The following is a 21,948-nucleotide window of genomic DNA, read 5'->3' as shown; positions in this document are numbered from 1 at the left end:
GGGGATCCAGGTGACCGCTGCGGCTTCTGGATCACTCGCGCTTCGCTCGCCCTTCTACCCATAGGGCATAAAGGGCCGTCCTGCGGACGTTCAACGCGCTCCGCGCTTTTGTCCTGCCTGCGCGGGAATGACGGGAAAATACGGGGAAACAACAACCTGTTTCATACTTTTAGTTTTTTTCCGTGTATTCCGTGGCGCTCTTGAACTCTACTCCCGCACCAGGATCAGCCCGGCCAGCGGCGGCAGGGTCAGTTCGATGGAATACGGATGTCCCATCCAGGGGGTGGCCTCGGCGCTCATGCCGTCCTCGCCCAGGTTGCTGCCGCCGTAGAAGGTCGAATCGGAATTCAGCCGCACCCGGTACCAGCCGGGCTCGGGCACGCCCAGCCGGTAGCGTTCGCGCACCAGCGGGGTGAAATTGAGTACCACCACGGCGAAGGCCTCGCCGGCGCGGCGCTGGTAGCTGATCACCGACTGGTCGGCGTCGTGACAGTCGATCCAGTCGAAGCCGTCGGCGCTGAACTCGTGGGTATGCAGGGCGGGCAGTTCGCGGTACAGATGATTGAGGTCGCGTACCAGCGCCTGCACGCCGGCATGCGGTGGGTAGTCGAGCGCGTTCCATTCCAGCGGGGCGTCGAATTTCCATTCCGAGCGCTGACCGAACTCCTGACCCATGAACAGCAGCTTCTTGCCCGGATAGCTCCACATGTAGGTGTAGAGCAGGCGCAGGTTGGCGAACTGCTGCCACTCGTCGCCGGGCAGCTTGTGCAGCATGGAGCCCTTGCCGTGCACCACCTCGTCATGGGAGAAGGGCAGGACGAAGTTCTCGGTGAAGGCATAGAGCAGGCCGAAGGTGAGCTGGTCGTGATGGAAGTGGCGGTGCACCGGATCCTTACTCATGTAGAGCAGGGTGTCGTGCATCCAGCCCATGTTCCACTTCATGGAAAAGCCCAGGCCGCCCACCCACACCGGGCGTGTGACCTGCGGCCAGGCGGTGGATTCCTCGGCGATCATCAGGGTGCCCGGGTGCTGGCCATGGGTGATCTGGTTGAGCTCGCGCAGGAAGTCGATCGCCTCCAGGTTCTCGTTGCCGCCGTAGATGTTGGGGATCCAGTCGCCTTCCTCGCGCGAGTAGTTCAGGTACAGCATGGAGGCGACGGCGTCGACCCGCAGGCCGTCGATGTGGAATTCCTCCAGCCAGTAGACGGCGCTGGCCAGCAGGAAGTTCTTCACCTCGTTGCGGCCGTAGTTGAAGATGTAGGTGCCCCAGTCGCGGTGCTCGCCGCGGCGCGGGTCCGCGTGTTCGTACAGGGGGCTGCCGTCGAAGCGGGCCAGGGCGGTCTCGTCCTTGGGGAAGTGCCCCGGGGCCCAGTCGAGGATCACCCCGATGCCGTGCTGGTGGCAGCGGTCGACGAAGGCGCGGAAGCCGTCCGGCTCGCCGAAACGGCTGGTGGGTGCGAAGTAACCGGTGGTCTGGTAGCCCCAGGAGGCATCCAGCGGATGCTCGGTGACGGGCAGCAGTTCGATATGGGTAAAGCCCTGCTCGACCACGTAGGGGATCAGCCGCTCGGCCAGCGTCTCGTAGCTGAGAAAGCCGCCGTCCTCGCTGCGCTGCCAGGAGGCCAGGTGGGCCTCGTAGATGGCCATGGGCGCGGCCTGCCAGTCGGCTTGGCGACGCTGCTGCATCCAGTCCCCGTCGCCCCAGGCATAGCCGCTGGTCTCCAAAGCCCGGGCGGCGGTGCCGGGACGCAGTTCGAAGGCCTGGCCGTAGGGGTCGGTCCTGACGTGGATGCTGCCGCGTTCGCGGTTGCGGATTTCGTACTTGTACAGGGCGCCGGGCGCCAGGTCGGGGATGAACAGTTCCCAGACCCCGCTGCCCCCGCGCGCCCGCATGGGATGACGGCGGCCGTCCCAGCGGTTGAAATCGCCGATGACGCTGACGCGCTCGGCATTGGGCGCCCAGACCGCGAAGCGCAGTCCGTGGATGCCGTCGACCTCGTGCGGATGGGCGCCGAGGAAACGATAGGCATGCCAGTGGCGGCCCTCGCCGAACAGGTGCAGGTCGAAATCGCCCAGCTGGGGGGCGAAGCAGTAGGGATCGTACGCCAGGTGTTCCTGCCCGCCGGCGTCCCGCCAGGCGATGCGGTAATGGGCCGGCAGGCTGCCGGGCGCACCGCGCCAGAGGAAAAAACCTTCCCGGTCCAGCGGCTGCAGCGGGGCATCCGCCTCGACCAGCCGGGCGGCGGCGGCGCCGGGGAGGTAGGCCAGAACCCGTGCCTGTTCACCCTCGCCATGCCGCCCGAGCACGGCAAAGGGGTCGTGATGCCGGGCTTCGGCGATGCGGGCAAGTTCGGCGGCGGACGGGAGTCCCGCAGACCGTGTGATATCGATGGTGTTCACCTGCAGCTACACTTGATTCAGTGACAGGGGCGCGGGGTGACGGATGTCATTATTCCCACTTAGATTCGATGTTAACATGGAACCAGCTGGATCGGGGTATGTCGTATCCGGGCGGGCGGAGTTGCCCATGTGGCCGCCTCGCCGGATACGGCCGCACAGGACGAATAACAAGGAGAGATTATGTACACCGCGCCCACGCGTCGTTTTGTCAGCCGTCTGACGCGCAATACGCTGGCCCTGATCCTGGCCGGCGGCCGCGGCTCGCGCCTGAAGTTCCTCACCCTCTGGCGGGCCAAGCCGGCCGTACCCTTCGGTGGCAAGTTCCGCATCATCGATTTTCCCTTGTCCAACTGCATGAATTCCGGCATCCGCAGCGTCGGCGTCCTGACCCAGTACAAGGCCCATTCCCTGATCCAGCATATCTACCGCGGCTGGAACTTCCTGCGCGGCGAGTTCGGCGAGTTCGTCGAACTGCTGCCCGCGCAGCAGCGCATCGAGACCTCCTGGTACCAGGGCACGGCCGACGCCGTCTATCAGAACCTGGACATCCTGCGCGCCCATTCCCCGGATTATGTGCTGATCCTGGCCGGCGACCATGTCTACAAGATGGATTACGGCCCCATGATCGCCGAGCACGTCGAGCGCAAGGCCGACATGACGGTGGGCTGTCTGGAGGTGAGCCTGGAGGAGGCCAGATCCTTCGGCGTGATGTCCATCGACGAGGCCGGCTGGATCAAGGACTTTACGGAAAAGCCAGAGCACCCTGATCCCATGCCGGATCAGCCCGAGCGGGCGATGGCCTCGATGGGCATTTATGTCTTCAATACCCGGTTTCTCTTTGAGCAGCTGATCCGTGATGCTGATGCCGATGATTCCGAACACGATTTCGGCAAGAACATCATTCCCTATGTCATCGACAAGTACCGGGTGCTGGCGTATCCGTTCCGGGATCCGACCAGCGGCAAGCAGGGCTACTGGCGCGACGTGGGCACGGTGGACGCCTTCTGGGAAGCCAACCTGGAACTGTGCGGTATCACCCCCGAACTCAATCTCTACGACGAGGACTGGCCCATCTGGACCTACCAGGAACAGCTGCCGCCGGCCAAGTTCGTGTTCGACGACGAGGACCGGCGCGGCATGGCGGTCGATTCCATGGTCTCGGGGGGCTGCATCATCTCCGGGGCGAAGGTGCGTCACTCGCTGCTGTTCTCCAATGTCAAGGTCCACACCGGCGCGATGCTGCAGGACGCCGTGGTGCTGCCCGATGTGGATGTGGGCAAGGGGGCACGCATCACCCGGGCTGTCGTGGACAAGGGCTGCAACATTCCGCCCGGAATGGTGATCGGGGAGGATCCCCAGGCCGATGCCGAACGCTTTTATGTCTCGCCGAAAGGCGTGGTTCTGGTGACGCCCGACATGCTCGGGCAGGAGCTGCATCATGTCAGATAAGGCACCGATCAATGTGGTCATCTGCTGGCACATGCACCAGCCGCAGTATCACGATCTGGGCAGCGGCCGCTATTTCCAGCCCTGGACCTACCTGCACGCCATCAAGGACTATGTCGACATGGCCGCGCACCTGGAGCAGGTGCCCGCGGCGCGCGCCGTGGTCAATTTCGCCCCCATCCTGCTGGAGCAGCTCGACGACTACCGGCGCCAGGTCGCCGCCTTCAATGACGGTACGGCCATGAGCATCAGCGATCCGCTGCTCGAGGCCCTGGGTTCGACCGTCCTTCCGGCCGACGACGAGGCCCGCATGCAGCTGATCCATGCCTGTCTGCGGGCCAACCAGGAGCGCCTGATCGACCGCTTCCCGGCCTACAAGCTGCTGGCCAGGGTCGCCCGCTGGATGCTCAAGCATCCGGCCGCGCTGGGTTATCTGGATGACCAGTTCCTGATCGACCTGCTGGTCTGGTACCACCTGGCCTGGACCGGCGAGACGGTGCGGCGCCAGGATCTGCGCATCCAGCGGCTGCAGGACAAGGGCCATCATTTCAGTCTGCAGGATCGGCGCGAACTGATGCAGGTCATCGGCGAGATCCTCGACGGCCTGCTGCCGCGCTACCGGGCACTGGCCGAGGCCGGCCGGTTGGAGCTTGCCTTCAGCCCCTATGCCCATCCCATCGTGCCGCTGCTGCTGGAGATGGAGTCGGCGCGCCAGGCGATGCCCGAGGCGCCGCTGCCCGACGGCCAGGGCTACCCCGGCGGCGAGGCGCGTGCCGTCTGGCATATCCGCAAGGGGAAGGAGGTGTTCGAACGCTTCTTCGGCTTCGTTCCCGCCGGCTGCTGGCCGTCAGAGGGCGGTGTCAGTGACGCCACCCTGCGGCTGCTGGAGCAGGAGGGCATCCGCTGGGCCGCCACCGGCGAGTCGGTTCTGCGCAACAGCCTGCAGCACGATGACCAGCACAGGGAGGACACCCGGGAGACGGCCCTGTTCCAGCCCTGGCGTCTGCCCGACGGCGAGTTGGCCTGTTTCTTCCGTGACGACGGCCTGTCGGATGCCGTCGGTTTCAATTATTCCGACTGGCATGCCGATGATGCCGTGGCCAACCTGGTCCATCACCTGGAGAACATCGCAGCCGCCTCCCCGGATCCGCAGCGGCATGTGGTCAGCATCATTCTCGATGGAGAGAACGCCTGGGAATATTATCCGGAGAACGGTTTCTACTTTCTCCATGCGCTCTACTCGCAGCTGGCGGCGCATCCCGACATCAACCTGACCACCTTCAGCGACTGTCTGGAGCGCGATGTCGAGGTCAGCGAACTGCAATCCCTGGTGGCGGGCAGCTGGGTCTACGGCAGTTTCTCCACCTGGATCGGCGATCCGGACAAGAACCGCGGCTGGGACATGCTGATCGAGGCCAAGGAGGCGGTGGACCGGGTGCTGGCCGGGGGCGGGCCGAGTCCGGAGCAGCGGGAGAAGATCGAGCTGCAACTGGCGATCTGCGAGGGTTCCGACTGGTTCTGGTGGTTCGGCGACTACAATCCCTCGGACTCGGTGCAGGACTTCGACTCCCTGTTCCGGCTGCAGCTGGCCAACCTCTACCAGCTGCTGGGCGAGACGCCGCCGGAGTACCTGGCCCATGCCTTTTCCTTCGGTGCACGCGACGGCGAGGGCCCGGCCCGCGGCGGGGTGATGCGCCAGGGCCAGCAGTAACGCCGACGTCCGGGCATGAGACAGATACAGCATCCCATCGAAACGCGCCGCCGCGCCGGCGTGCTGCTGCATCCGACCTCGCTGCCCGGCGGCAGCGGTTCCGGCGACCTGGGCCCGGCGGCCTTTCACTTCATCGACTTCATGGTCGACTGCGGCCTGTCGGTGTGGCAGGTGCTGCCGCTGGGGCCGACCCATGAGGACCGTTCACCCTACCAGACCACTTCGGTGCATGCCGGGGCGCCGGAGTTGATCAGCCTGGAACTGCTGTATCGCTGGGGCTGGCTGGACGCGGCGCCCGAGGCCGATCCCGTCGATCCCGAAGCCTATCGGTTCGCATGCCTGCGTCAGGCCCGCGCGGGTTTTATGCGCCATGCCCGCGATGCCGACCGGGAGGCGCTGCGCGAGTTCGTTGATGGCCACGCCTCCTGGCTGCCCGACTTTTCCTGCTATCAGGCCATTAAAGACACCCGGGGCGGGGCGGCCTGGTTGGACTGGCCGGGGCCGCTGCGTGATCGTGAACCGCGGGCATTGGAACAGTTTCGCGCCGAGCACCGGGAGGCCATCGACCAGATCGTGTTCGAGCAGTTTGTCTTCTTTCGCCAGTGGCACGATCTGCGCCGCTATGCCAACGAGCGGGATATCCTGCTGTTCGGCGATATTCCCATTTTCGTTGCTCACGACAGCGCCGATGTCTGGGCCAACCGCGAGGGGTTCCTGCTGCAGGAAGACGGTTACCCGAGAGTGGTGGCCGGCGTGCCGCCGGATTATTTCTCCGCGACCGGACAGCGCTGGGGCAATCCGCTGTATGACTGGGAACAGATGGCTGCGACCGGCTACAGTTGGTGGTGGGAACGCATCCATACCCAGCGGGATCTGTTCGACCTGATCCGTATCGATCATTTCCGCGGCTTCGAAGCCTACTGGGAGATCCCGGCCGCGGCCGAGACCGCCATCGATGGCCGCTGGGTGGAAGGGCCGGGGGCGGAGTTCTTCGAGCACATGCTGGCGCGCTTCGGCGACCTGCCGCTGGTGGCCGAGGACCTGGGCACCATCGACGCGGCGGTGGAGCGGCTGCGTGACGATTTCCATCTGCCGGGAATGAAGATCCTGCAGTTCGCCTTCGGCGGCGGCGCGGATAATCCCTACCTGCCGCACAACCATGTTCCGCTCAGTCTGGTCTACACCGGTACTCACGACAACGACACCACCCTGGGCTGGTACGCCAGTCTGGATGAGAACGCGCATGAACATCTGGCCGCTTATCTCGGGCCGGAGGCAACGGACATGCCCTGGGCGCTGAATCGGGCGGCGATAGCCTCGGTGGCCCATTTGAGTGTGATTCCGCTGCAGGACTGGCTGGGTCTGGACGGCGCGCACCGCATGAATCAGCCCGGTGTGCGCGAAGGCAACTGGCAGTGGCGCTTCGAGTGGGACTGGATCGACGCGGAACTGCCGGGGCGCATCCGCGCGCTGCTGGAACTCTACGGCCGGGCCTGAGGGCAAGGATGGGTGAGGGCGCACTGCGCCGAACCCCGTCAGCCTGGCTCGGTGCGATGGGTTGCGCTGCGCTCCACCCATCCTACCCGATTACGGCCAGACCTGAAGGTAGGATGGGTGAAGGCGCCCTGCGCCGCAACCCATCAGCGGATCCTGATGCGATGGGTTGCGCTTCGCTGCACCCATCCTGCACGATTACAACCAGATCATCCGGCCCACCTCCAACGGATGACTGAGCAGCCAGTGCGAGGGATAGAGCCGGATCTTGTAGAACTGCAGCCCGGCCAGCGGCGGCTTGAAGTTCAGGCTGAACACGGACTCGCCCTGCTGGTTGGCACCTGCCGGCTCGAACTCGTAGCAGGCATAGGAGCTGAACTCGCCGTGCTCGTCCTCGGTGCCCACCACGCATTCGACCTTGATGTCGATGGGGGCCAGGCCGTTGAGATTGACCGCCACCTTGATGTCGCAGGTCTCGCCGGAGGCGATGGCTTCGGCCGCCGCGTCGACGCGGCGTGCGGCCACCTTGTCCCAGCGTGACAGGATCTTCTGCTTCCAGGCCGCGAGATCGCGCGCGCCCTTGAACTCCTCTTCCGCGAGCTTGCGGCACTGGCGCGCGGCCGGGGCGTAGAAGTCGCGCACATAGTCCATCACCATGCGCTGGGAATTGAACTGCGGCATGATGGACTTGATCGAGGCCTTGGACATCCGCACCCAGCCTTCGGAATAGCCGTGGCCGTTGCGGGCGTAGTAGAGCGGAATGACCTGGTGTTCCAGCAGGTCCAGCAACTCGTTGCTTTCCTCCTGGTCGCGATAGGCGGCGTCGTACTGGGGTCCGTGCGGTGTGATGGCCCAGCCGTTCTCACCGTTGTAGCCCTCGCCCCACCAGCCGTCGAGCACGCTCAGGTTGATCACGCCGTTGATGCCGGCCTTCTGGCCCGAGGTGCCGCTGGCCTCCATCGGATACTCGGGGGTGTTCAACCAGACATCCACCCCGGTGACCAGTTTGCGTGCCAGCGCCATATCGTAGCCTTCGACCATGACGATGCGCCCGGCGAACTCCGGCCGGCGCGAGAACTCGTTGATCACCTGGATCAGGTGCTGGCCCGGCTGATCGTTGGGGTGTGCCTTGCCGGCGAACAGCAGCACCATCGGGCGCTGCGGATCGTTGAGCAGGCGCGCCAGCCGCTCGGGATCGGAGAACAGCAGGGCGGCGCGCTTGTAGGTGGCGAAGCGCCGGGCAAAGCCGATGGTGAGGATATCCGTTTCCTGCGGCAGCAGGTACTGGGTCAGCCGATCGATCTGGGCGTCGGACAGGCCGTTGCGCTTGTGCTGGATGGTCATGCGCCGGCGCACGTCGCTCATCAGTTCCGACTTCATGCTCTGGCGCAGGCTCCAGAAGCTGTGGTCGGGAATGGCGTCGATGCGTTCCCAGTAGTCCACGTTGAGCAGTTCGTTGCGCCAGCCGCGGCCGAAGCGCATATCGTAGAGATTGGCCCAGTCGCTGGCCAGGAAGGTCGGGACATGGACGCCGTTGGTGACGTAGCGCACCGGGCTTTCCGCCGGCGGCACCTGGGGCCAGATGTAGCTTTCCATGTGTGAGGCCACGCCGCCGTGAATGCGGCTGACCCCGTTGTGGAACCGCGAGGCGCGCAGCGCCAGCGCGGTCTGGTTGAAGCCGTGGTGGTTGTTGGGGCTGTCGCCGAGGGCGAGAAACTCGTCCAGATTCAGGCCCAGGTCCTTCACATAGTCGCTGAAGTAGGTCTTCATCAACTGATGATCGAAGATGTCGTGCCCGGCCGGCACCGGCGTATGGGTGGTGAACACGGTGCCGGCAGCGACCTGTTCCAGTGCGCTGTGGAAATCCATGTCGTTCTGACGGGTCATCTCCCGGCAGCGTTCCAGTACCTGGAAGGCGGCATGGCCCTCGTTGATGTGCCAGACCGTCGGGTGCAGATCCAGGGCGCGCAGCGCGCGCACCCCGCCGATGCCCAGCACGATCTCCTGCTGGATGCGGGTGGTGATGTCGCCGCCGTAGAGCTGGTAGGTGATGGCGCGGTCGGCCTCCTGGTTCTCCGGCAGGTCGGAGTCGAGCAGATACAGGGTGATGTGACCGGCCTTGGCCTCCCACACCTTGAGCATCACCCGCCGCCCCGGCAGATCGACGAACACATGCAGCTCCTGGGCGTTGACCAGGGCCGGGCGCAGCGGCAGGTTCTCGAACCGGGTCGGGGTGTAGTGGGCGATCTGGTTGCCGTGGGCGTCGATGGTCTGGTTGAAGTAGCCCTGGCGGTAGAGCATGCCCACCGCCACGAAGGGGATGCCCAGGTCGCTGGCGGCCTTGCAGTGATCGCCGGCCAGGATGCCCAGGCCGCCGGAGTAGATGGGCAGCGACTCATGCAGCCCGAACTCGGCGCAGAAATAGGCCACCAGTTCGTTCTGTTCCGGATCCAGGTACTTTTTGATCTCCTTGCGCGGTGCCTCGCTGTTGTAGCTGTCGTAGGCCGACAGGGTGCGGGCATAGTCCTCCATGTACACCCGGTCCTCGGCGGCGGCGTCCAGGCGCTCCTGGGCCACCCGGCGCAGGAACAGCTTGGGGTTGTGGCCGCAGTCATCCCACAGCTGCGGATCCAGCCGGTAGTACAGGCCGCGCACCGGCCGGTCCCAGCTGTAGAACAGATCGTCGGCGAGCTCCTGCAACCGCGCCAGGCGTTTGGGCAGGGTGGGTTGGACTTCGATCGAGTAGCGCGTTCCAGCCATGGCTTGGTATCAGTTCCTGTATCGGTCGGGGACGATGGGCTGCACCGAAGTGGCGCAAAAAGGCGTCGCTCCGGTGACGATTATTGGGTAAGTGCAGCAACTATGCCAGATCCGCATCGGGTCAGGGTTGGCAAGGGGGGTGTGGTGCCGGGAGAGAGACTCGAACTCTCACAGTGTTGCCACCGGGGGATTTTGAGTCCCCTGCGTCTACCAATTCCGCCATCCCGGCAGGGCGTCCGGCGCTAGCCGGAAGGGCGTAGTATACGGCATCGGCCAGTCGGGGCAACACGGCCTGAAGCCGGGCTGCGGGCATACAGACCGTGCTGCTGTCGGTCTGGAGAACGACGGGCTGTGGTACCATGCCGCGCCATGCAACGCAGTGATTTCCACTACCTTCTCCCCAGCCAGCTGATCGCGCAGTCGCCATTGGCCGAGCGCGGCGGCAGTCGCCTGCTCGTCCTCGATGGCGCCAGCGGCCGCTGCCGGGATGCCGGTTTTGCCGGGTTGCCGGACTATCTGCGCCCGGGCGACCTGCTGGTGATCAATGACACCCGGGTCATCCCGGCCCGGCTGCACGGCACCAAGGCCAGCGGCGGCCGGGTGGAGGTGCTGATCGAGCGCGTGGTTGACGCCCGCACCGCCCTGGCCCATGTGCGGGCCAGCAAGTCGCCGAAACCGGGCGGACGGCTGCAGCTGGAAGCGGGGCTGGAGGTCGAGGTGCTGGACCGGGAGGGCGAACTGTTCCGGTTGCGCTTCCCGACCGGGCGCACGGTGATGGAGTGGCTGGAGGTCCATGGCCATGTGCCGCTGCCGCCCTATATCCAGCGGCCCGATGCCGCCGAGGACCGCGAGCGTTACCAGACCCTGTTCGCGCGGGTGCCCGGCGCGGTGGCCGCGCCCACGGCCGGGCTGCACTTCGATGCGGCGATGCTGGAGCGCCTGGCCAGGGCCGGGGTGGAGACCGCGCGGGTCACGCTGCATGTGGGGGCCGGGACCTTCCAGCCGGTGCGGGTCGACGATCTCAGTCGCCACCACATGCATGCCGAGTATGTCGAGGTCGGGCAGGAGGCGGTCGACCAGGTGCGGGCAGCGCATGCGCGCGGCGCCCGGGTGCTGGCCGTGGGCACCACTGTGGTGCGCAGCCTGGAGGCCGCGGCCGCGAGCGGGCAGCTGCAGCCCTTCGCCGGCGATACCCGGCTGTTCATCACGCCGGGCTATGAATTCAAGGTCGTGGATCTGCTGCTGACCAATTTTCACCTGCCGGAGTCGACCCTGCTGATGCTGGTATGCGCCTTCGCCGGCTATGAGCCCGTGATGCAGGCCTACCGCCATGCGGTCGAGGCGGAGTACCGTTTCTTCAGCTACGGCGATGCGATGCTGCTCAGCCGGGAGGGGCTGGCGCTGGAGCATTCAAAAAGATGAGCTGCGAAGGACACAGAGAAGAACAACGCCCGTCATTGCGAGCGCAAGCGAAGCAATCTCTTTCCGTAGCGCGGAACGCCGAACGAGATTGCCGCGGCACTTCGTGCCTCGCAATGACGGATGAATCAGGAATTTTCTCTTCGTGCCCCTGTGTCCTTTGTGGCGAAGATTTTCATGAGCCGAATCAGGTAATCCGATGCAGTTTGAACTGATCGCAACCGACGGCCAGGCCCGCCGCGGCCGGCTGACCTTCGACCGCGGCACGGTGGAGACACCGGCCTTCATGCCCGTGGGCACCTACGGCACGGTCAAGGCGATGACCCCGGAGGAGGTCAGCGATACAGGCGCCGAGATCATTCTCGGCAATACCTTCCACCTGATGCTGCGCCCCGGCACCGAGATCATCCGCCGGCACGGCGACCTGCACGACTTCATGCACTGGGACGGGCCGATTCTGACCGACTCCGGCGGCTTCCAGGTGTTCAGCCTGGGCGAGATGAGAAAGATCACCGAGCAGGGTGTTCAGTTCCAGTCGCCGGTCGACGGCAGCAAGGTGTTCCTGGGGCCGGAGGAGTCCATGCGGGTGCAGCGCGAGCTGGGGGCCGATATCGTCATGATCTTCGACGAATGCACCCCCTACCCGGCGGACGAGAAGCAGGCGCGTGAATCCATGGAACTGTCGCTGCGCTGGGCCGAGCGCTCGCGCGCGGCGCACGGCGACAACCCGGCTGCGCTGTTCGGCATCGTTCAGGGCGGCATGTACCCGGAACTGCGCGCGCAGTCCCTGGCCGGGCTGCAGGGCATCGGCTTCGACGGTTATGCCATCGGCGGCCTGTCGGTGGGGGAGACCGAGGCCGAACGCATCCGTATCCTCGACGCGCTGGCCCCGATCCTGCCGACCGACCGGCCGCGGTATCTGATGGGGGTGGGTCGGCCGGAGGATATCGTCGAGGCGGTGCGGCGCGGGGTGGACATGTTCGACTGCGTACTGCCCACCCGCAATGCCCGCAACGGCTACCTGTTCACCCACCGCGGCACGGTCAAGATCCGCAACAGCGCCAGCCGCCGCGACACCGGCCCGCTGGACCCGGACTGCGGCTGCTACACCTGCCGCAACTACAGCCGCGCCTACCTGCATCACCTGGACAAGTGCAACGAGATCCTCGGCAGTCGTCTGAACACCATCCACAATCTGTATTATTATCAGACACTCATGCGTGGCCTGCGGGAGGCCGTCGCGGCCGGTGAACTGGCGGCCTACGTGGCCGATTTCTACGCCAGACGCGACCCGGCGGCGCCATCTATGGCATAATGCGCGCGGTTTTGTCCCCTTTGGGGGGGCGCAGCCGATTCATAACCGCAACAGGGATTTACAGATGGATACTCTGCTCGATTTCTTCATCAGCCCGGCCTGGGCCCAGGAGGCCCCGGCGGGTCAGCCCGATCCCCTGATGAGCTTTCTGCCGCTGATCCTGATCTTCGTGGTGTTCTGGTTCCTGCTCATCCGTCCGCAGCAGAAGAAGGTCAAGGAACACAAGGCCATGGTCGAGGCCCTGGGCAAGGGCGACGAGGTGGTCACCAACGGCGGCGTACTTGGCAGGATCACCGAGGTGGGCGACAACTTCGTCACCCTGAAGATCGCCGACAATGTCGAGATCAAGGTGCAGCGTCATGCCGTGGCCTCGCTGATGCCCAAGGGCACTGTCAAGGACGCCTGATCCGGTGCCGTGTCGGAACTGTCAACTTAGAAAAATCCGGATCAGTGCCTGATAATCATTTCCCCAGGTTGTCATTCCGGCGCTGGCCGGAATCCATGGACCGCAGTGGTTTCCGGATCCCGGCACTCACCGGGATGACGAGGGGCTCCAGGCACTTATACAAGTCTCAATAATACAACTGCGCTGCAAGCAGTTCCCGAGGATGACCCTGTTCCATGATTAACCGCTATCCGCTCTGGAAGTATCTGCTGATACTGGTCATCGCCCTGGTGGGCGTGATCTACGCCCTGCCGAATCTCTATGGCGAGGATCCGGCGATCCAGGTTTCCGCAAGCCGCAGCGAGCAGGTGGATGCGGGCATTGCCGATCTGGTGCGCACCACGCTCAGGGAGGAGGGCATCGAGCCCAAATCGGTTGAGGTGCTCGATGAGCGGCTGCTGGTGCGCTTCCGCCGCACCGAGGAGCAGCTGGAGGCGGCCGATCTGGTGCAGGTGGCGCTGGGCGGTGATTTCGTCGTAGCGTTGAATCTGGCCAGCGCGGAACCGGAATGGCTGACCGCGCTCAATGCCAAGCCCATGTACCTGGGGCTGGATCTGCGCGGCGGTGTCCACTTCCTGTTGGAAGTGGACATGGAGGCGGCCGTGGCCCAGGCCGAGCAGCGTTATGTCGACGATTTCCGCGGCTTCCTGCGCCGGCTCGACGACCCCATCCGCTACATCACCATCGGGCGCAAGGACGATACGATCGTCGCGCGCTTCCGCACGGCCGGGGAGCAGCAGGCCGCGCTGAGCGAACTCGAGGACGAGTTCGGCGATCTGGACTTCACCGCCGAAACCAGCGGCGAGGACCACCAGGTGGTGGCTCGCATTCCCGAGGCCCAGCTGCGCGAAATCCGCAATTTCGCCCTGCAGCAGAACATCACCACCCTGCGCAACCGCGTCAACGAACTGGGCGTGGCCGAGCCGGTGATCCAGCAGCAGGGCGACCGGCGCATCGTGGTGCAGCTGCCGGGCGTGCAGGACACCGCCCGGGCCAAGGAGATCCTGGGCGCGACCGCCACCCTGGAATTCCGGCTGGTGGACGAGAAGCACGATCCCTACGATGCCGCCGAGACCGGCCGTGCGCCGATCGGCACCGAACTCTACCGCACCCGCGACGGCCAGCCGGTGCTGCTGGAACGCCGCGTGATCGTCACCGGCGACCGCATCACCAACGCCTCCTCGGGCTTCGATCAGGATACCGGCGGCTCGGCCGTGTTCATCAATCTGGACGGCGCCGGCGCCAACCAGATGCAGGCCGCCACCCGCGACAACATCGGCCGGCCGATGGCGGTGCTGTTCATCGAGAACAAGGTCGATACCCGCGAGGTCGACGGCGAACTGGTCAAGGAAAAGCGCACCATCAAGGAAGTGATCAATATCGCCACCATTCGCGACCAGCTCAGCCGCCGCTTCCAGATCACCGGCCTGGACAGTACCAACGAGGCACGCGACCTGGCCCTGCTGCTGCGCGCCGGCGCGCTGGCCGCCCCCATCGAGATCATCGAGGAACGCACCGTCGGCCCCAGCATGGGCCGCGAGAACGTCGAGCAGGGGCAGCTGTCGGTGCTGATCGGCTTTGTCTGTGTGCTGATCTTCATGGCCATCTACTACAAGGCATTCGGCCTGGTCGCCAACGTGGCCCTGACGCTCAACCTGGTGCTGATCGTGGCCGTGTTGTCCATGCTGCAGGCCACCCTGACCCTGCCGGGTATCGCCGGCATCGTGCTCACCGTGGGCATGGCGGTGGACGCCAACGTGCTCATCTACGAGCGCATCCGCGAGGAGATCCGCAACGGCAACAGCCCGCAGTCAAGCATCCACTCTGGCTACGAGAAGGCCTTCTCGACCATCGCCGATGCCAACATCACCACCCTGATCGCGGCCATCGTGCTGTTCAGCTTCGGCACCGGACCGGTGAAGGGCTTCGCCGTGACCCTGTCCATCGGCATCGTGACCTCAATGTTCACGGCCATCATGGGCACCCGGGCGCTGGTCAACCTGGTCTACGGCGGCCGCCGGCTGCAGAAACTCTCCATATAAGGCATTGCCATGCGACTGTTGAGCGGACAGACAAAGATCGATTTCATGGGCAAGCGCAAGCTGGCCTTTGCCTTCTCGCTGCTGCTGATCCTGGTGGCCATCGGCTCGCTCGCCACCCGCGGGCTGAGTCTCGGGATCGACTTCACCGGCGGCACCCTGGTCGAGGTCGGTTATCCCCAGCCCCAGGAACTGGAGCCGATCCGCAGCGTGCTGCAGGAGGGCGGTTTCGAGGCCGCGCAGGTGCAGTACTTCGGCTCCTCGCGCGAGGTGCTGATCCGGCTGGCCCCGCGCGCGGAGAGCCAGGCCGAGCTGAGCAGCCGGCTGCTGGGTCTGCTGCAGCAGCACAATGCGGGGGTGGAGATGCGCCGGGTGGAGTTCGTCGGCGCCCAGGTCGGCGAGGAACTGATCGAGAAGGGGGGGCTGGCCATGCTCTATGCCCTGATCGGCATCCTGGTCTACGTCACCCTGCGCTTCGAGTACCGCTTCTCGGTCGGCGCGGTGGTCGCGCTGATCCATGACGTGACCATCACCCTGGGCATGTTCTCGGTCACGCAGATGGAGTTCGATCTCACCGTGCTGGCCGCACTGCTGGCCATCATCGGCTACTCGCTCAACGACACCATCGTGGTGTTCGACCGCATCCGCGAGAACTTCCGCAAGATCCGCAAGCAGAGCCCGACCGGGGTGGTGAACACCTCCATCAACCAGACCCTGTCGCGCACCCTGATGACCTCGCTGACCACCCTGCTGGTGGTGGTCGCCCTGTTCGTGCTGGGCGGCGAGGTCATCCATGCCTTCGCCTTCGCGCTGCTGGTGGGCATCCTCGTCGGTACCTATTCCTCCATCTATGTCGCCAGTACCGTGGCCCTGCTGCTCGGGGTGAGCAAGCAGGACCTGATGCCGGTCAAGAAGGAAGGCGCGCAGGTCGACGACCAGCCGTAGGGCCTTTTGCCATAAGAAAAACACACAAGATAGCCACGGAAAACACGGAAAGCACGGACAAAAAATTTTAGTTCTCCGGCGCCGCGCGTAGCGCGTGCGCCGGCAAGCAATCGTCCGTGTTTTCCGTGTATTCCGTGGCTATTTTTTCAGGCCGCGGCGTGCAGTTCCCGCCGGGCCGAGGCGATCACGCCTGAGCCCGAACGCAGCAGAAAGATCACCAGCGCGAGTGCCACCAGTGTGTCCGGCCAACCGGTGCCGGTGAGCCAGACCCCGCCGGCGGCGGCGAACACCGACAGGTTGGACACGATGTCGTTGCGCGAGCATTCCCACACCGAACTCATGTTCACGTCCTCGTGACGGTGACGCCAGAGCAGGTACAGGCACAGGGAGTTGGCTGCCAGCCCCAGCAGGCTGAAGGCGCCCATGACCTCGAACAGGGGCAGACCGGGAACGAAGATGCGATAGACAACCTGGACCAGCACCACGCCGCCCGCCAGCACGATCAGCCAGCCCTTGAACAGCGCCACCCGTGCCTTGGTTGCCGCCCCGCGGCTGACGGCATACAGGCTCAGGCCGTAGGTCAGCGCGTCACCCAGGTTGTCCAGGCTGTCAGCCAGCAGTGCCGATGAGCCGCCATACAGGGCGGCGCCCGCGATCACCAGGAACATCAGCGCATTGATGCCGAGCACGATCCGCAGCGTGCGGCGCTGCCGTGTCTGTCGGGCATCCAGGGAACAATCGTTGTCGCAGCAGCCACTCATCGTGCAGGACGGTCAGGCAAGCGGCAGGCATCCCTGCCGGGTGTGGCCGCAGGTTGGCAGAAGGGTGGGGCGGTTGCAATCCGTCCCGGGGACGATGCCCGGCTCAGCGCGCCTTGCGCACCTCGTCCATGGGGTCGTGTTCGTCCAGGCCGGGCAGGATCTTGCTGCACAGGGTGCTGCTGCGATTCTGGCACTTGTCCTCGTCGGCACCGCGGATGGTCAACGCGGCCCAGACCGAGGCCAGTATCCACAGGCCCAGTCCGAGCAGGGCGGTCTGGCCGCCGCTGCCCTCGGTCGGCCCGCCCCAGATCAGGCCATAGAGAATGCCGACGATGCCGGCGATCCAGAATACGCCGATGGGTGCGGCGCAGCAGCCGGCACAGCCGTAACGGCAGGCGGCAAAGGGTGGGGTGAACAGCACCAGCAGTGTTTTTTTCATCGTGTCCCCTCGCGTTGCGTGGATTTATATGCTGATCCCGTGTCATGCACGGGAATTGATATCCACTTGCAACCTGTATAACACAAAAAACCCGCAGGCGAAACGGGCATATAAAACATGGGGTTATTGCGATGACAGGGCGATGGCCCTGCTGAGGGGACGACTCAGGCGCTGCGGCGGAAGGGCAGTATGCAGGGGGCGTTTACCGGTTCGGCCGTCGCAGCCTGGGCCTCCACGGCGGGCGGCTCGATGGACAGGATCTCCATGCCGCAGTCGCTGAAAGCCAGTGCCTCGCTGGTGTAGATCTCCTCCATGCCGGCCAACATGTCGCGCAGGGTCAGTTCCAGTTCCAGGTTCCGGGGATCGGTATGGTAGCGGGGGGAGACGGAGACTTTCATCGCGGCCGGTTTCCATTGTCTGCGGGACTTGTCCCTCAGATCGGCCCGAGCGGGCGGAACTTGAATGTTTCAAGAGCGCCACGGAATACACGGAAAGCACGGACATGATTGAATCAAGGCTGAGCAATCCGTAGGTCGGGTTAGCGCAGCGTAACCCGACAGGTACGGCGCCAGTGTCGGGTTACGCCCTGCGGGCTAACCCGACCTACGGGTTGCCATCATCGAAATATCATTGTTCCGTGCTTTCCGTGTATTCCGTGGCGCTCTTAAGCTCTTATGCCCCCGGCCTCAGCCCATTTCAGGGGTCAGATGCGGCCGGAGCTTCTTGACGATGGCGGCGAAGACCTTGGGGTTGCCCGCGACCACATTGCCGCTCTGCATGAACCGGTGCCCGCCGGTGAAGTCGCCGACGATGCCGCCGGCCTCCTGGATCAGCAGCACGCCGGCGGCCATGTCCCAGGGATTGAGCTTGAGTTCCCAGAAACCGTCCAGGCGGCCGGCGGCGACATAGGCCAGGTCCAGCGCGGCCGAGCCCGGTCGGCGGATGCCGGAGGTCTCCAGCAGCAGGTCGCGGAACATCCCCAGATAGGCCTCCAGATGTTCGTGGGTCTTGAACGGAAAGCCGGTGCCGAGCAGGGCGCCTTCCAGGCCCTTGCGCTGGGCCACGCGCAGGCGGCGGTTGTTGAGCTGGGCACCGCTGCCGCGGCTGGCGGTGAACAGCTCCTGACGCAGGGGGTCGTAGACCACGCCCTGTTCCAGCCGGCCCTTGTGGCTCAGGGCAATGGAGACCGCAAACTGGGGAAAGCCGTGCAGGAAGTTGGTGGTGCCGTCCAGCGGGTCGATGATCCACTGGTATTCGTCATTGCTGCCGGCCTGGGTTCCGGACTCCTCGGCCAGGATGCCGTGGTCGGGATAGGCCTTGCGCAGGATGCGGATGATGGCGTCCTCGGCCCGGCGGTCGACCTCGGAGACGTAGTCGTTGCGCTCCTTGCTGGCGACGTTGAGCTCATCCAGGCGGTCGACGTAGCGAACAATAATATCGCCGGCGGCGCGCGCTGCGCGCGTCGCGATGTTGAGCATGGGATGCATAACTGCCGGGCCTGTTGCGTGCGGTTTCGATGTGGCGGCACAGGATACCAGATTTTTACCGCAACTGCCCGAGCGCCTCGCCCATGCGCAGGTGCCGGCCGGGGCGGAGGTCGGCGGTCCAGTCGATCCGTCCCGGGGGAGACAGGAGGATGACGGTCGAGCCCATGTTGAAGCGGCCCATCTCGGCCCCGCGCGCCAGTTCCACCGGCGGGTTGTCCGGGGCCGGCTTGGTACGGATGCGGTGGCCGTGCGGCGGTGTGACCACGCCGGCCCAGACGGTCTCGATGCAGGCCACGAACAGGGCGCCGACCAGGATCATGGCCAGCGGACCGGCCGGGGTGTCGAACAGGCACACCAGACGCTCGTTGCGGGCGAACAGGCGCGGGACGCTGCGCACCGTGTAGGGGGCGACACTGAACAGGCGACCCGGGACGTAGATCGTCCTCAGCAGACGCCCCTCGAGTGGCATGTGGATGCGGTGATAGTCGCGCGGTGACAGATACAGGGTGGCGAAGTCGCCATCGGCGAAGGTCCGGGCCAGTTCGATGTCGCCGCCCAGCAGGGTCTCCAGGGTGAAGCGACGGCCCTTGGCCTGGAGCAGCCGGTTGACCTCGATGCGCCCGGCCTGGCTGACGGTGCCGTCGACCGGGGAGATCAGGGTGGCGTCGTCGCCCGCCAGCGGCCGGGCGTCGGGACGCAGGGCGCGGGTGAAGAAGGCGTTGAAGCTGGGATAGGCGTACGGGTCGGGCTGGACCGCGTCCCGGATGTCGATGCGGAAGTGATGCCGCATGCGGTTGATGATCAGGTTCTTCACCCAGGGCGTGCGCACCCGGGTCAGGCGCAGCATCAGCCGTGACAGCGCGTGGTGCGGCAGCAGGTACTGGGGCAGGGCGCGCAGATGGTCCCAGGCGCCGGCCTGACGGTCGATGTCCCTGGCCATCAGTCGTGATGATGGTGCGTGTGGTCGGCGTCCCGGCCGCCCGGCAGGCGGACCGTGGCACGGACATTCAGGACCTGGCCCGCCGCATCGTGCAGACTCAACTCCACCGGGTCACCGGGCTGCAGCGGGGCGAGCGGATCGAACAGCATCAGGTGGTAGCCCCCCGGGGTCAGTTCCAGCCGGCCGCCGGCCGGTACCCGCAGCGCCTCCTGCGGGATCATGCGTGCCATGCCATCCTCGATCCGGCTCAGGTGCAGTTCCACCCGCGCGAAGGCCGGGCTGGTGACGCGCACGATCTCGCGCTCGCGGGCGCCGCTGTTGTAAAGGGTCATGTAGCCGGCCATGACCCGTGCCGTGGGCGGCCCGGCGCGAACCCACGGATCCTCCACCCGCAGTTGATCGGCCTGGACGGCGGCGACAGGGGCCAGCAGGCACAGCAGAACCAGGGAGTGCAGCAGCGACTTCATGAACTTTCCTTGAAATAACGGGCCAACTCGCGGTAGTCCGCAGCCATGGTGTCGGGGTTGTGCGGCGATGTGAAAATCGCCTCCAGCCGACCGTCGGGATTGAGCAGCAGGATCGAGGCCGTGTGATCGACCAGATAATTGTCCGGATTGTCGGGGTTGGGCACCTTTACCGCCAGGCTGCTGAGTTGGCTGCTGAGCTGGTCAAGCTGGTCCTGCGGGCCGGTCACCCCGATGAAGTCGGGATTGAAGTAGGGCACGAAGCGGGCCAGCTGTGCCGGCGTGTCGCGCTCGGGGTCGGCGGTCACGAACACCACCTGCGGCGGTTCCACGGCCGGTTCGGCGGCCGCCACCGCTTCCAGTGTGCGTTTCAGGTCCAGCATGGCGGTGGGGCAGACATCCGGGCAGTGGGTATAGCCGAAGAAGACGAAACTCCACTGGCCCTGGAAGCGTGCCAGGGTAAAGGGCCGTTCATGATGATCGACCAGCGCAAAGTCCGCGATCGGCCGCGGCTGCGGCAGGCGGGTGACCTGGTCGCTGAGCCGGGGCGGGGCGGGCGGCGCGAACTGCTGCCAGCCCAGGTACAGGCCGCCGGCCAGCACGGCCAGGAGCAGCAACAGGAACAGCGGGCGGTGGTGCAGTGCAGGATTGGAGTCGGACATGGCAGGAATTATCCCACAGCGGCCCCAAAAGGGAACAGGCGCAGTGAGAAATGCCGTTCGCCATGGGGTATCATCGCGGCCTGATCGAGACACCGGGAGGTCCGGCATGGACAACGCCGAATCCATTATCACCACCCTCACCCGGGTGCGTGACTACATCCGCTGGGCTGCCAGCCGCTTCGAGGAGCACGAGTTGTGCTTCGGCCACGGGACCGACAACGCCCTGGACGAGGCCGCCTACCTGGTGCTCAACGCCCTGCGGCTGCCGCCTGACCTGCCGCCGGCCTACCTGGATGCGGTGCTGGCGGAGGATGAGCGCCACCGGGTCCTGGAGCTGCTGCGCAAGCGTTACCTCGAACGCATCCCGGTGCCCTACCTGGTGGAGCAGGCCTGGTTCGCCGGCCTGTCCTTCCACGTCGACGAACGGGTACTGATTCCGCGCTCACCCATCGCCGAGTTGATCGAGACCGGTTTCGAGCCCTGGATTCCGGCCGAGTCGGTCGAACGGGTCCTGGACCTGTGCACCGGCAGCGGCTGCATTGCCATCGCCAGCGCCCATTACCTCGAGGATGCCCGGGTCGATGCCGCCGACCTGTCGGCCGAGGCACTCGAGGTCGCGCGCATCAACGTCGAACGCCATCACCTGCAGGACCGCGTGCGGGTGATCCAGTCCGACCTCTTCGCCGCCCTGGAGGGCGAGGTCTACGATGTCATCGTCAGCAACCCCCCCTATGTGGATGCCGAGGAGATGGCCGGCCTGCCGCTGGAATACCGCCACGAGCCGGCCCTGGGCCTGAGCGGCGGCGAGACCGGTCTGGACCTGGTGCTGCGGATCCTGCGCGAGGCGCGCCGGCACCTGACCGACCAGGGCATCCTGATCGTCGAGGTCGGCAACAGCGAACCGGCGCTGATCGAGATCCTGCCGCAGGTCCCCTTCACCTGGCTGGAATTCGAACGCGGCGGCCAGGGCGTGTTCCTGCTCGACGCCGCCCAGTTGCAGGCGCACCAGGCCGACTTCGACGCGCTGGTGGGCTCGGACTGAAAAAAACCTCAACGCAGAGGCGCGAAGGCGCAGAGACCGCAAAGAAACCCTTTCGAAAGTAAAACCATTCCAACAGGCGGCTTGTGGTTGGCATGAAATATTCGAGAACTCTGCGTCCTCTGCATCTTTGCGCCTCTGCGTTGATCCGGGTTTTTCCGTCGCAGGAGATTTGATCAAGG

18 protein-coding genes and 1 tRNA gene are annotated in these 21,948 nt (G+C 65.3%); 9 read left to right on the top strand and 10 right to left on the bottom strand.

Annotation, left to right across the window (positions count from 1 at the left end; translation table 11 throughout):
• Positions 1-207 precede the first annotated feature (207 nt).
• Positions 208-2,391 (bottom strand): 1,4-alpha-glucan branching protein GlgB, encoded by a 2,184-nt coding sequence (gene glgB / locus COW1_RS05685; RefSeq protein WP_370590900.1) that lies wholly within the window; start codon positions 2,389-2,391, stop codon positions 208-210.
• A gap of 189 nt (positions 2,392-2,580) precedes the next feature.
• Here glgB and glgC point away from each other — a divergent pair, with 189 nt between their 5' ends.
• Genes glgC through malQ form a run of 3 tightly spaced genes read left to right on the top strand, consistent with a single transcriptional unit; the run spans position 2,581 to position 7,054 of the window.
• The gene (gene glgC, locus COW1_RS05680) at positions 2,581-3,849 is read left to right on the top strand and encodes a glucose-1-phosphate adenylyltransferase (RefSeq protein WP_096366063.1); all 1,269 of its coding nucleotides are present in this window, start codon (positions 2,581-2,583) and stop codon (positions 3,847-3,849) included.
• Positions 3,839-5,557 carry a glycoside hydrolase family 57 protein gene (locus tag COW1_RS05675; protein WP_201345666.1) on the top strand — a complete coding sequence of 573 codons (1,719 nt, stop codon included), beginning with the start codon at positions 3,839-3,841 and terminating at the stop codon, positions 5,555-5,557. The genes glgC and COW1_RS05675 overlap by 11 nt, the downstream gene beginning before the upstream one ends.
• Positions 5,558-5,572: 15 nt before the next feature.
• A complete protein-coding gene (gene malQ, locus COW1_RS05670) occupies positions 5,573-7,054 on the top strand; it encodes a 4-alpha-glucanotransferase (protein ID WP_201345665.1) in 1,482 nt (493 codons plus the stop codon).
• A gap of 195 nt (positions 7,055-7,249) precedes the next feature.
• On the opposite strand, the gene glgP is transcribed toward malQ, so the two are convergent.
• Positions 7,250-9,811: an alpha-glucan family phosphorylase gene (glgP, locus tag COW1_RS05665; RefSeq protein WP_096366066.1), complete on the bottom strand. Its 2,562-nt coding sequence runs from the start codon at positions 9,809-9,811 to the stop codon at positions 7,250-7,252.
• Positions 9,812-9,953: 142 nt separating this feature from the next.
• A tRNA-Leu gene (locus COW1_RS05660) sits at positions 9,954-10,040 on the bottom strand.
• Between the two features lie 140 nt (positions 10,041-10,180).
• Here COW1_RS05660 and queA point away from each other — a divergent pair.
• The 5 genes from queA to secF all read left to right on the top strand — a co-directional run bounded on the left by queA (position 10,181) and on the right by secF (position 15,974).
• Entirely contained in the window at positions 10,181-11,233 is a 1,053-nt protein-coding gene (gene queA / locus COW1_RS05655; protein WP_201345664.1) for a tRNA preQ1(34) S-adenosylmethionine ribosyltransferase-isomerase QueA, read from the top strand.
• Between the two features lie 196 nt (positions 11,234-11,429).
• A complete protein-coding gene (gene tgt / locus COW1_RS05650) occupies positions 11,430-12,545 on the top strand; it encodes a tRNA guanosine(34) transglycosylase Tgt (protein WP_201345663.1) in 1,116 nt (371 codons plus the stop codon).
• Between the two features lie 64 nt (positions 12,546-12,609).
• Complete coding sequence (gene yajC / locus COW1_RS05645) at positions 12,610-12,951, top strand: preprotein translocase subunit YajC (protein WP_096366069.1); 342 nt, start codon at positions 12,610-12,612, stop codon at positions 12,949-12,951.
• Between the two features lie 215 nt (positions 12,952-13,166).
• On the top strand, positions 13,167-15,032 hold the full coding sequence (gene secD, locus COW1_RS05640) for a protein translocase subunit SecD (RefSeq protein ID WP_201345662.1): 1,866 nt from the start codon (positions 13,167-13,169) through the stop codon (positions 15,030-15,032).
• 9 nt (positions 15,033-15,041) lie between these two features.
• Positions 15,042-15,974 carry a protein translocase subunit SecF gene (gene secF, locus COW1_RS05635; RefSeq protein ID WP_096366071.1) on the top strand — a complete coding sequence of 311 codons (933 nt, stop codon included), beginning with the start codon at positions 15,042-15,044 and terminating at the stop codon, positions 15,972-15,974.
• Positions 15,975-16,120: 146 nt separating this feature from the next.
• Here the strand turns inward: secF and COW1_RS05630 are convergent, their stop codons facing one another.
• The 7 genes from COW1_RS05630 to COW1_RS05600 form a co-directional block, all read right to left on the bottom strand.
• Positions 16,121-16,735 carry a cation transporter gene (locus COW1_RS05630; protein WP_096366072.1) on the bottom strand — a complete coding sequence of 205 codons (615 nt, stop codon included), beginning with the start codon at positions 16,733-16,735 and terminating at the stop codon, positions 16,121-16,123.
• A 103-nt stretch (positions 16,736-16,838) separates the two neighbouring features.
• Positions 16,839-17,174 (bottom strand): hypothetical protein, encoded by a 336-nt coding sequence (locus tag COW1_RS05625; protein ID WP_096366073.1) that lies wholly within the window; start codon positions 17,172-17,174, stop codon positions 16,839-16,841.
• Between the two features lie 164 nt (positions 17,175-17,338).
• Complete coding sequence (locus tag COW1_RS05620) at positions 17,339-17,572, bottom strand: hypothetical protein (protein ID WP_096366074.1); 234 nt, start codon at positions 17,570-17,572, stop codon at positions 17,339-17,341.
• 288 nt (positions 17,573-17,860) lie between these two features.
• Entirely contained in the window at positions 17,861-18,661 is an 801-nt protein-coding gene (suhB, locus tag COW1_RS05615; protein ID WP_096366075.1) for an inositol-1-monophosphatase, read from the bottom strand.
• Between the two features lie 55 nt (positions 18,662-18,716).
• Positions 18,717-19,601 carry an archaetidylserine decarboxylase gene (gene asd, locus COW1_RS05610; protein WP_096366076.1) on the bottom strand — a complete coding sequence of 295 codons (885 nt, stop codon included), beginning with the start codon at positions 19,599-19,601 and terminating at the stop codon, positions 18,717-18,719.
• Positions 19,601-20,068 carry a copper chaperone PCu(A)C gene (locus COW1_RS05605; protein ID WP_096366077.1) on the bottom strand — a complete coding sequence of 156 codons (468 nt, stop codon included), beginning with the start codon at positions 20,066-20,068 and terminating at the stop codon, positions 19,601-19,603. The genes asd and COW1_RS05605 overlap by 1 nt, the downstream gene beginning before the upstream one ends.
• Complete coding sequence (locus tag COW1_RS05600) at positions 20,065-20,727, bottom strand: SCO family protein (protein WP_201345661.1); 663 nt, start codon at positions 20,725-20,727, stop codon at positions 20,065-20,067. Before COW1_RS05600 ends, COW1_RS05605 begins: the two co-directional genes overlap by 4 nt.
• Before the next feature lie 106 nt (positions 20,728-20,833).
• Between COW1_RS05600 and prmB the strand changes: the two genes are divergently transcribed.
• A complete protein-coding gene (gene prmB / locus COW1_RS05595) occupies positions 20,834-21,769 on the top strand; it encodes a 50S ribosomal protein L3 N(5)-glutamine methyltransferase (RefSeq protein ID WP_201345660.1) in 936 nt (311 codons plus the stop codon).
• Positions 21,770-21,948 lie beyond the last annotated feature (179 nt).

The organism is Thiohalobacter sp. COW1 (assembly GCF_016629505.1).
GTDB lineage: Bacteria > Pseudomonadota > Gammaproteobacteria > Thiohalobacterales > Thiohalobacteraceae > Thiohalobacter > Thiohalobacter thiocyanaticus_A.
The sequence above is the reverse complement of the archived record's forward strand: the minus strand, read 5'-3'. Positions and strand labels throughout refer to the sequence as shown.

Coding starts and splice junctions, on each gene's coding strand:
- glgC (WP_096366063.1), top strand. CDS start 2,581: ATGTACACCGCGCCCACGCGTCGTTTTGTCAGCCGTCTGACGCGCAAT.
- COW1_RS05675 (WP_201345666.1), top strand. CDS start 3,839: ATGTCAGATAAGGCACCGATCAATGTGGTCATCTGCTGGCACATGCAC.
- malQ (WP_201345665.1), top strand. CDS start 5,573: ATGAGACAGATACAGCATCCCATCGAAACGCGCCGCCGCGCCGGCGTG.
- glgP (WP_096366066.1), bottom strand. CDS start 9,811: ATGGCTGGAACGCGCTACTCGATCGAAGTCCAACCCACCCTGCCCAAA.
- queA (WP_201345664.1), top strand. CDS start 10,181: ATGCAACGCAGTGATTTCCACTACCTTCTCCCCAGCCAGCTGATCGCG.
- tgt (WP_201345663.1), top strand. CDS start 11,430: ATGCAGTTTGAACTGATCGCAACCGACGGCCAGGCCCGCCGCGGCCGG.
- yajC (WP_096366069.1), top strand. CDS start 12,610: ATGGATACTCTGCTCGATTTCTTCATCAGCCCGGCCTGGGCCCAGGAG.
- secD (WP_201345662.1), top strand. CDS start 13,167: ATGATTAACCGCTATCCGCTCTGGAAGTATCTGCTGATACTGGTCATC.
- secF (WP_096366071.1), top strand. CDS start 15,042: ATGCGACTGTTGAGCGGACAGACAAAGATCGATTTCATGGGCAAGCGC.
- COW1_RS05630 (WP_096366072.1), bottom strand. CDS start 16,735: ATGAGTGGCTGCTGCGACAACGATTGTTCCCTGGATGCCCGACAGACA.
- COW1_RS05625 (WP_096366073.1), bottom strand. CDS start 17,174: ATGAAAAAAACACTGCTGGTGCTGTTCACCCCACCCTTTGCCGCCTGC.
- COW1_RS05620 (WP_096366074.1), bottom strand. CDS start 17,572: ATGAAAGTCTCCGTCTCCCCCCGCTACCATACCGATCCCCGGAACCTG.
- suhB (WP_096366075.1), bottom strand. CDS start 18,661: ATGCATCCCATGCTCAACATCGCGACGCGCGCAGCGCGCGCCGCCGGC.
- asd (WP_096366076.1), bottom strand. CDS start 19,601: ATGGCCAGGGACATCGACCGTCAGGCCGGCGCCTGGGACCATCTGCGC.
- COW1_RS05605 (WP_096366077.1), bottom strand. CDS start 20,068: ATGAAGTCGCTGCTGCACTCCCTGGTTCTGCTGTGCCTGCTGGCCCCT.
- COW1_RS05600 (WP_201345661.1), bottom strand. CDS start 20,727: ATGTCCGACTCCAATCCTGCACTGCACCACCGCCCGCTGTTCCTGTTG.
- prmB (WP_201345660.1), top strand. CDS start 20,834: ATGGACAACGCCGAATCCATTATCACCACCCTCACCCGGGTGCGTGAC.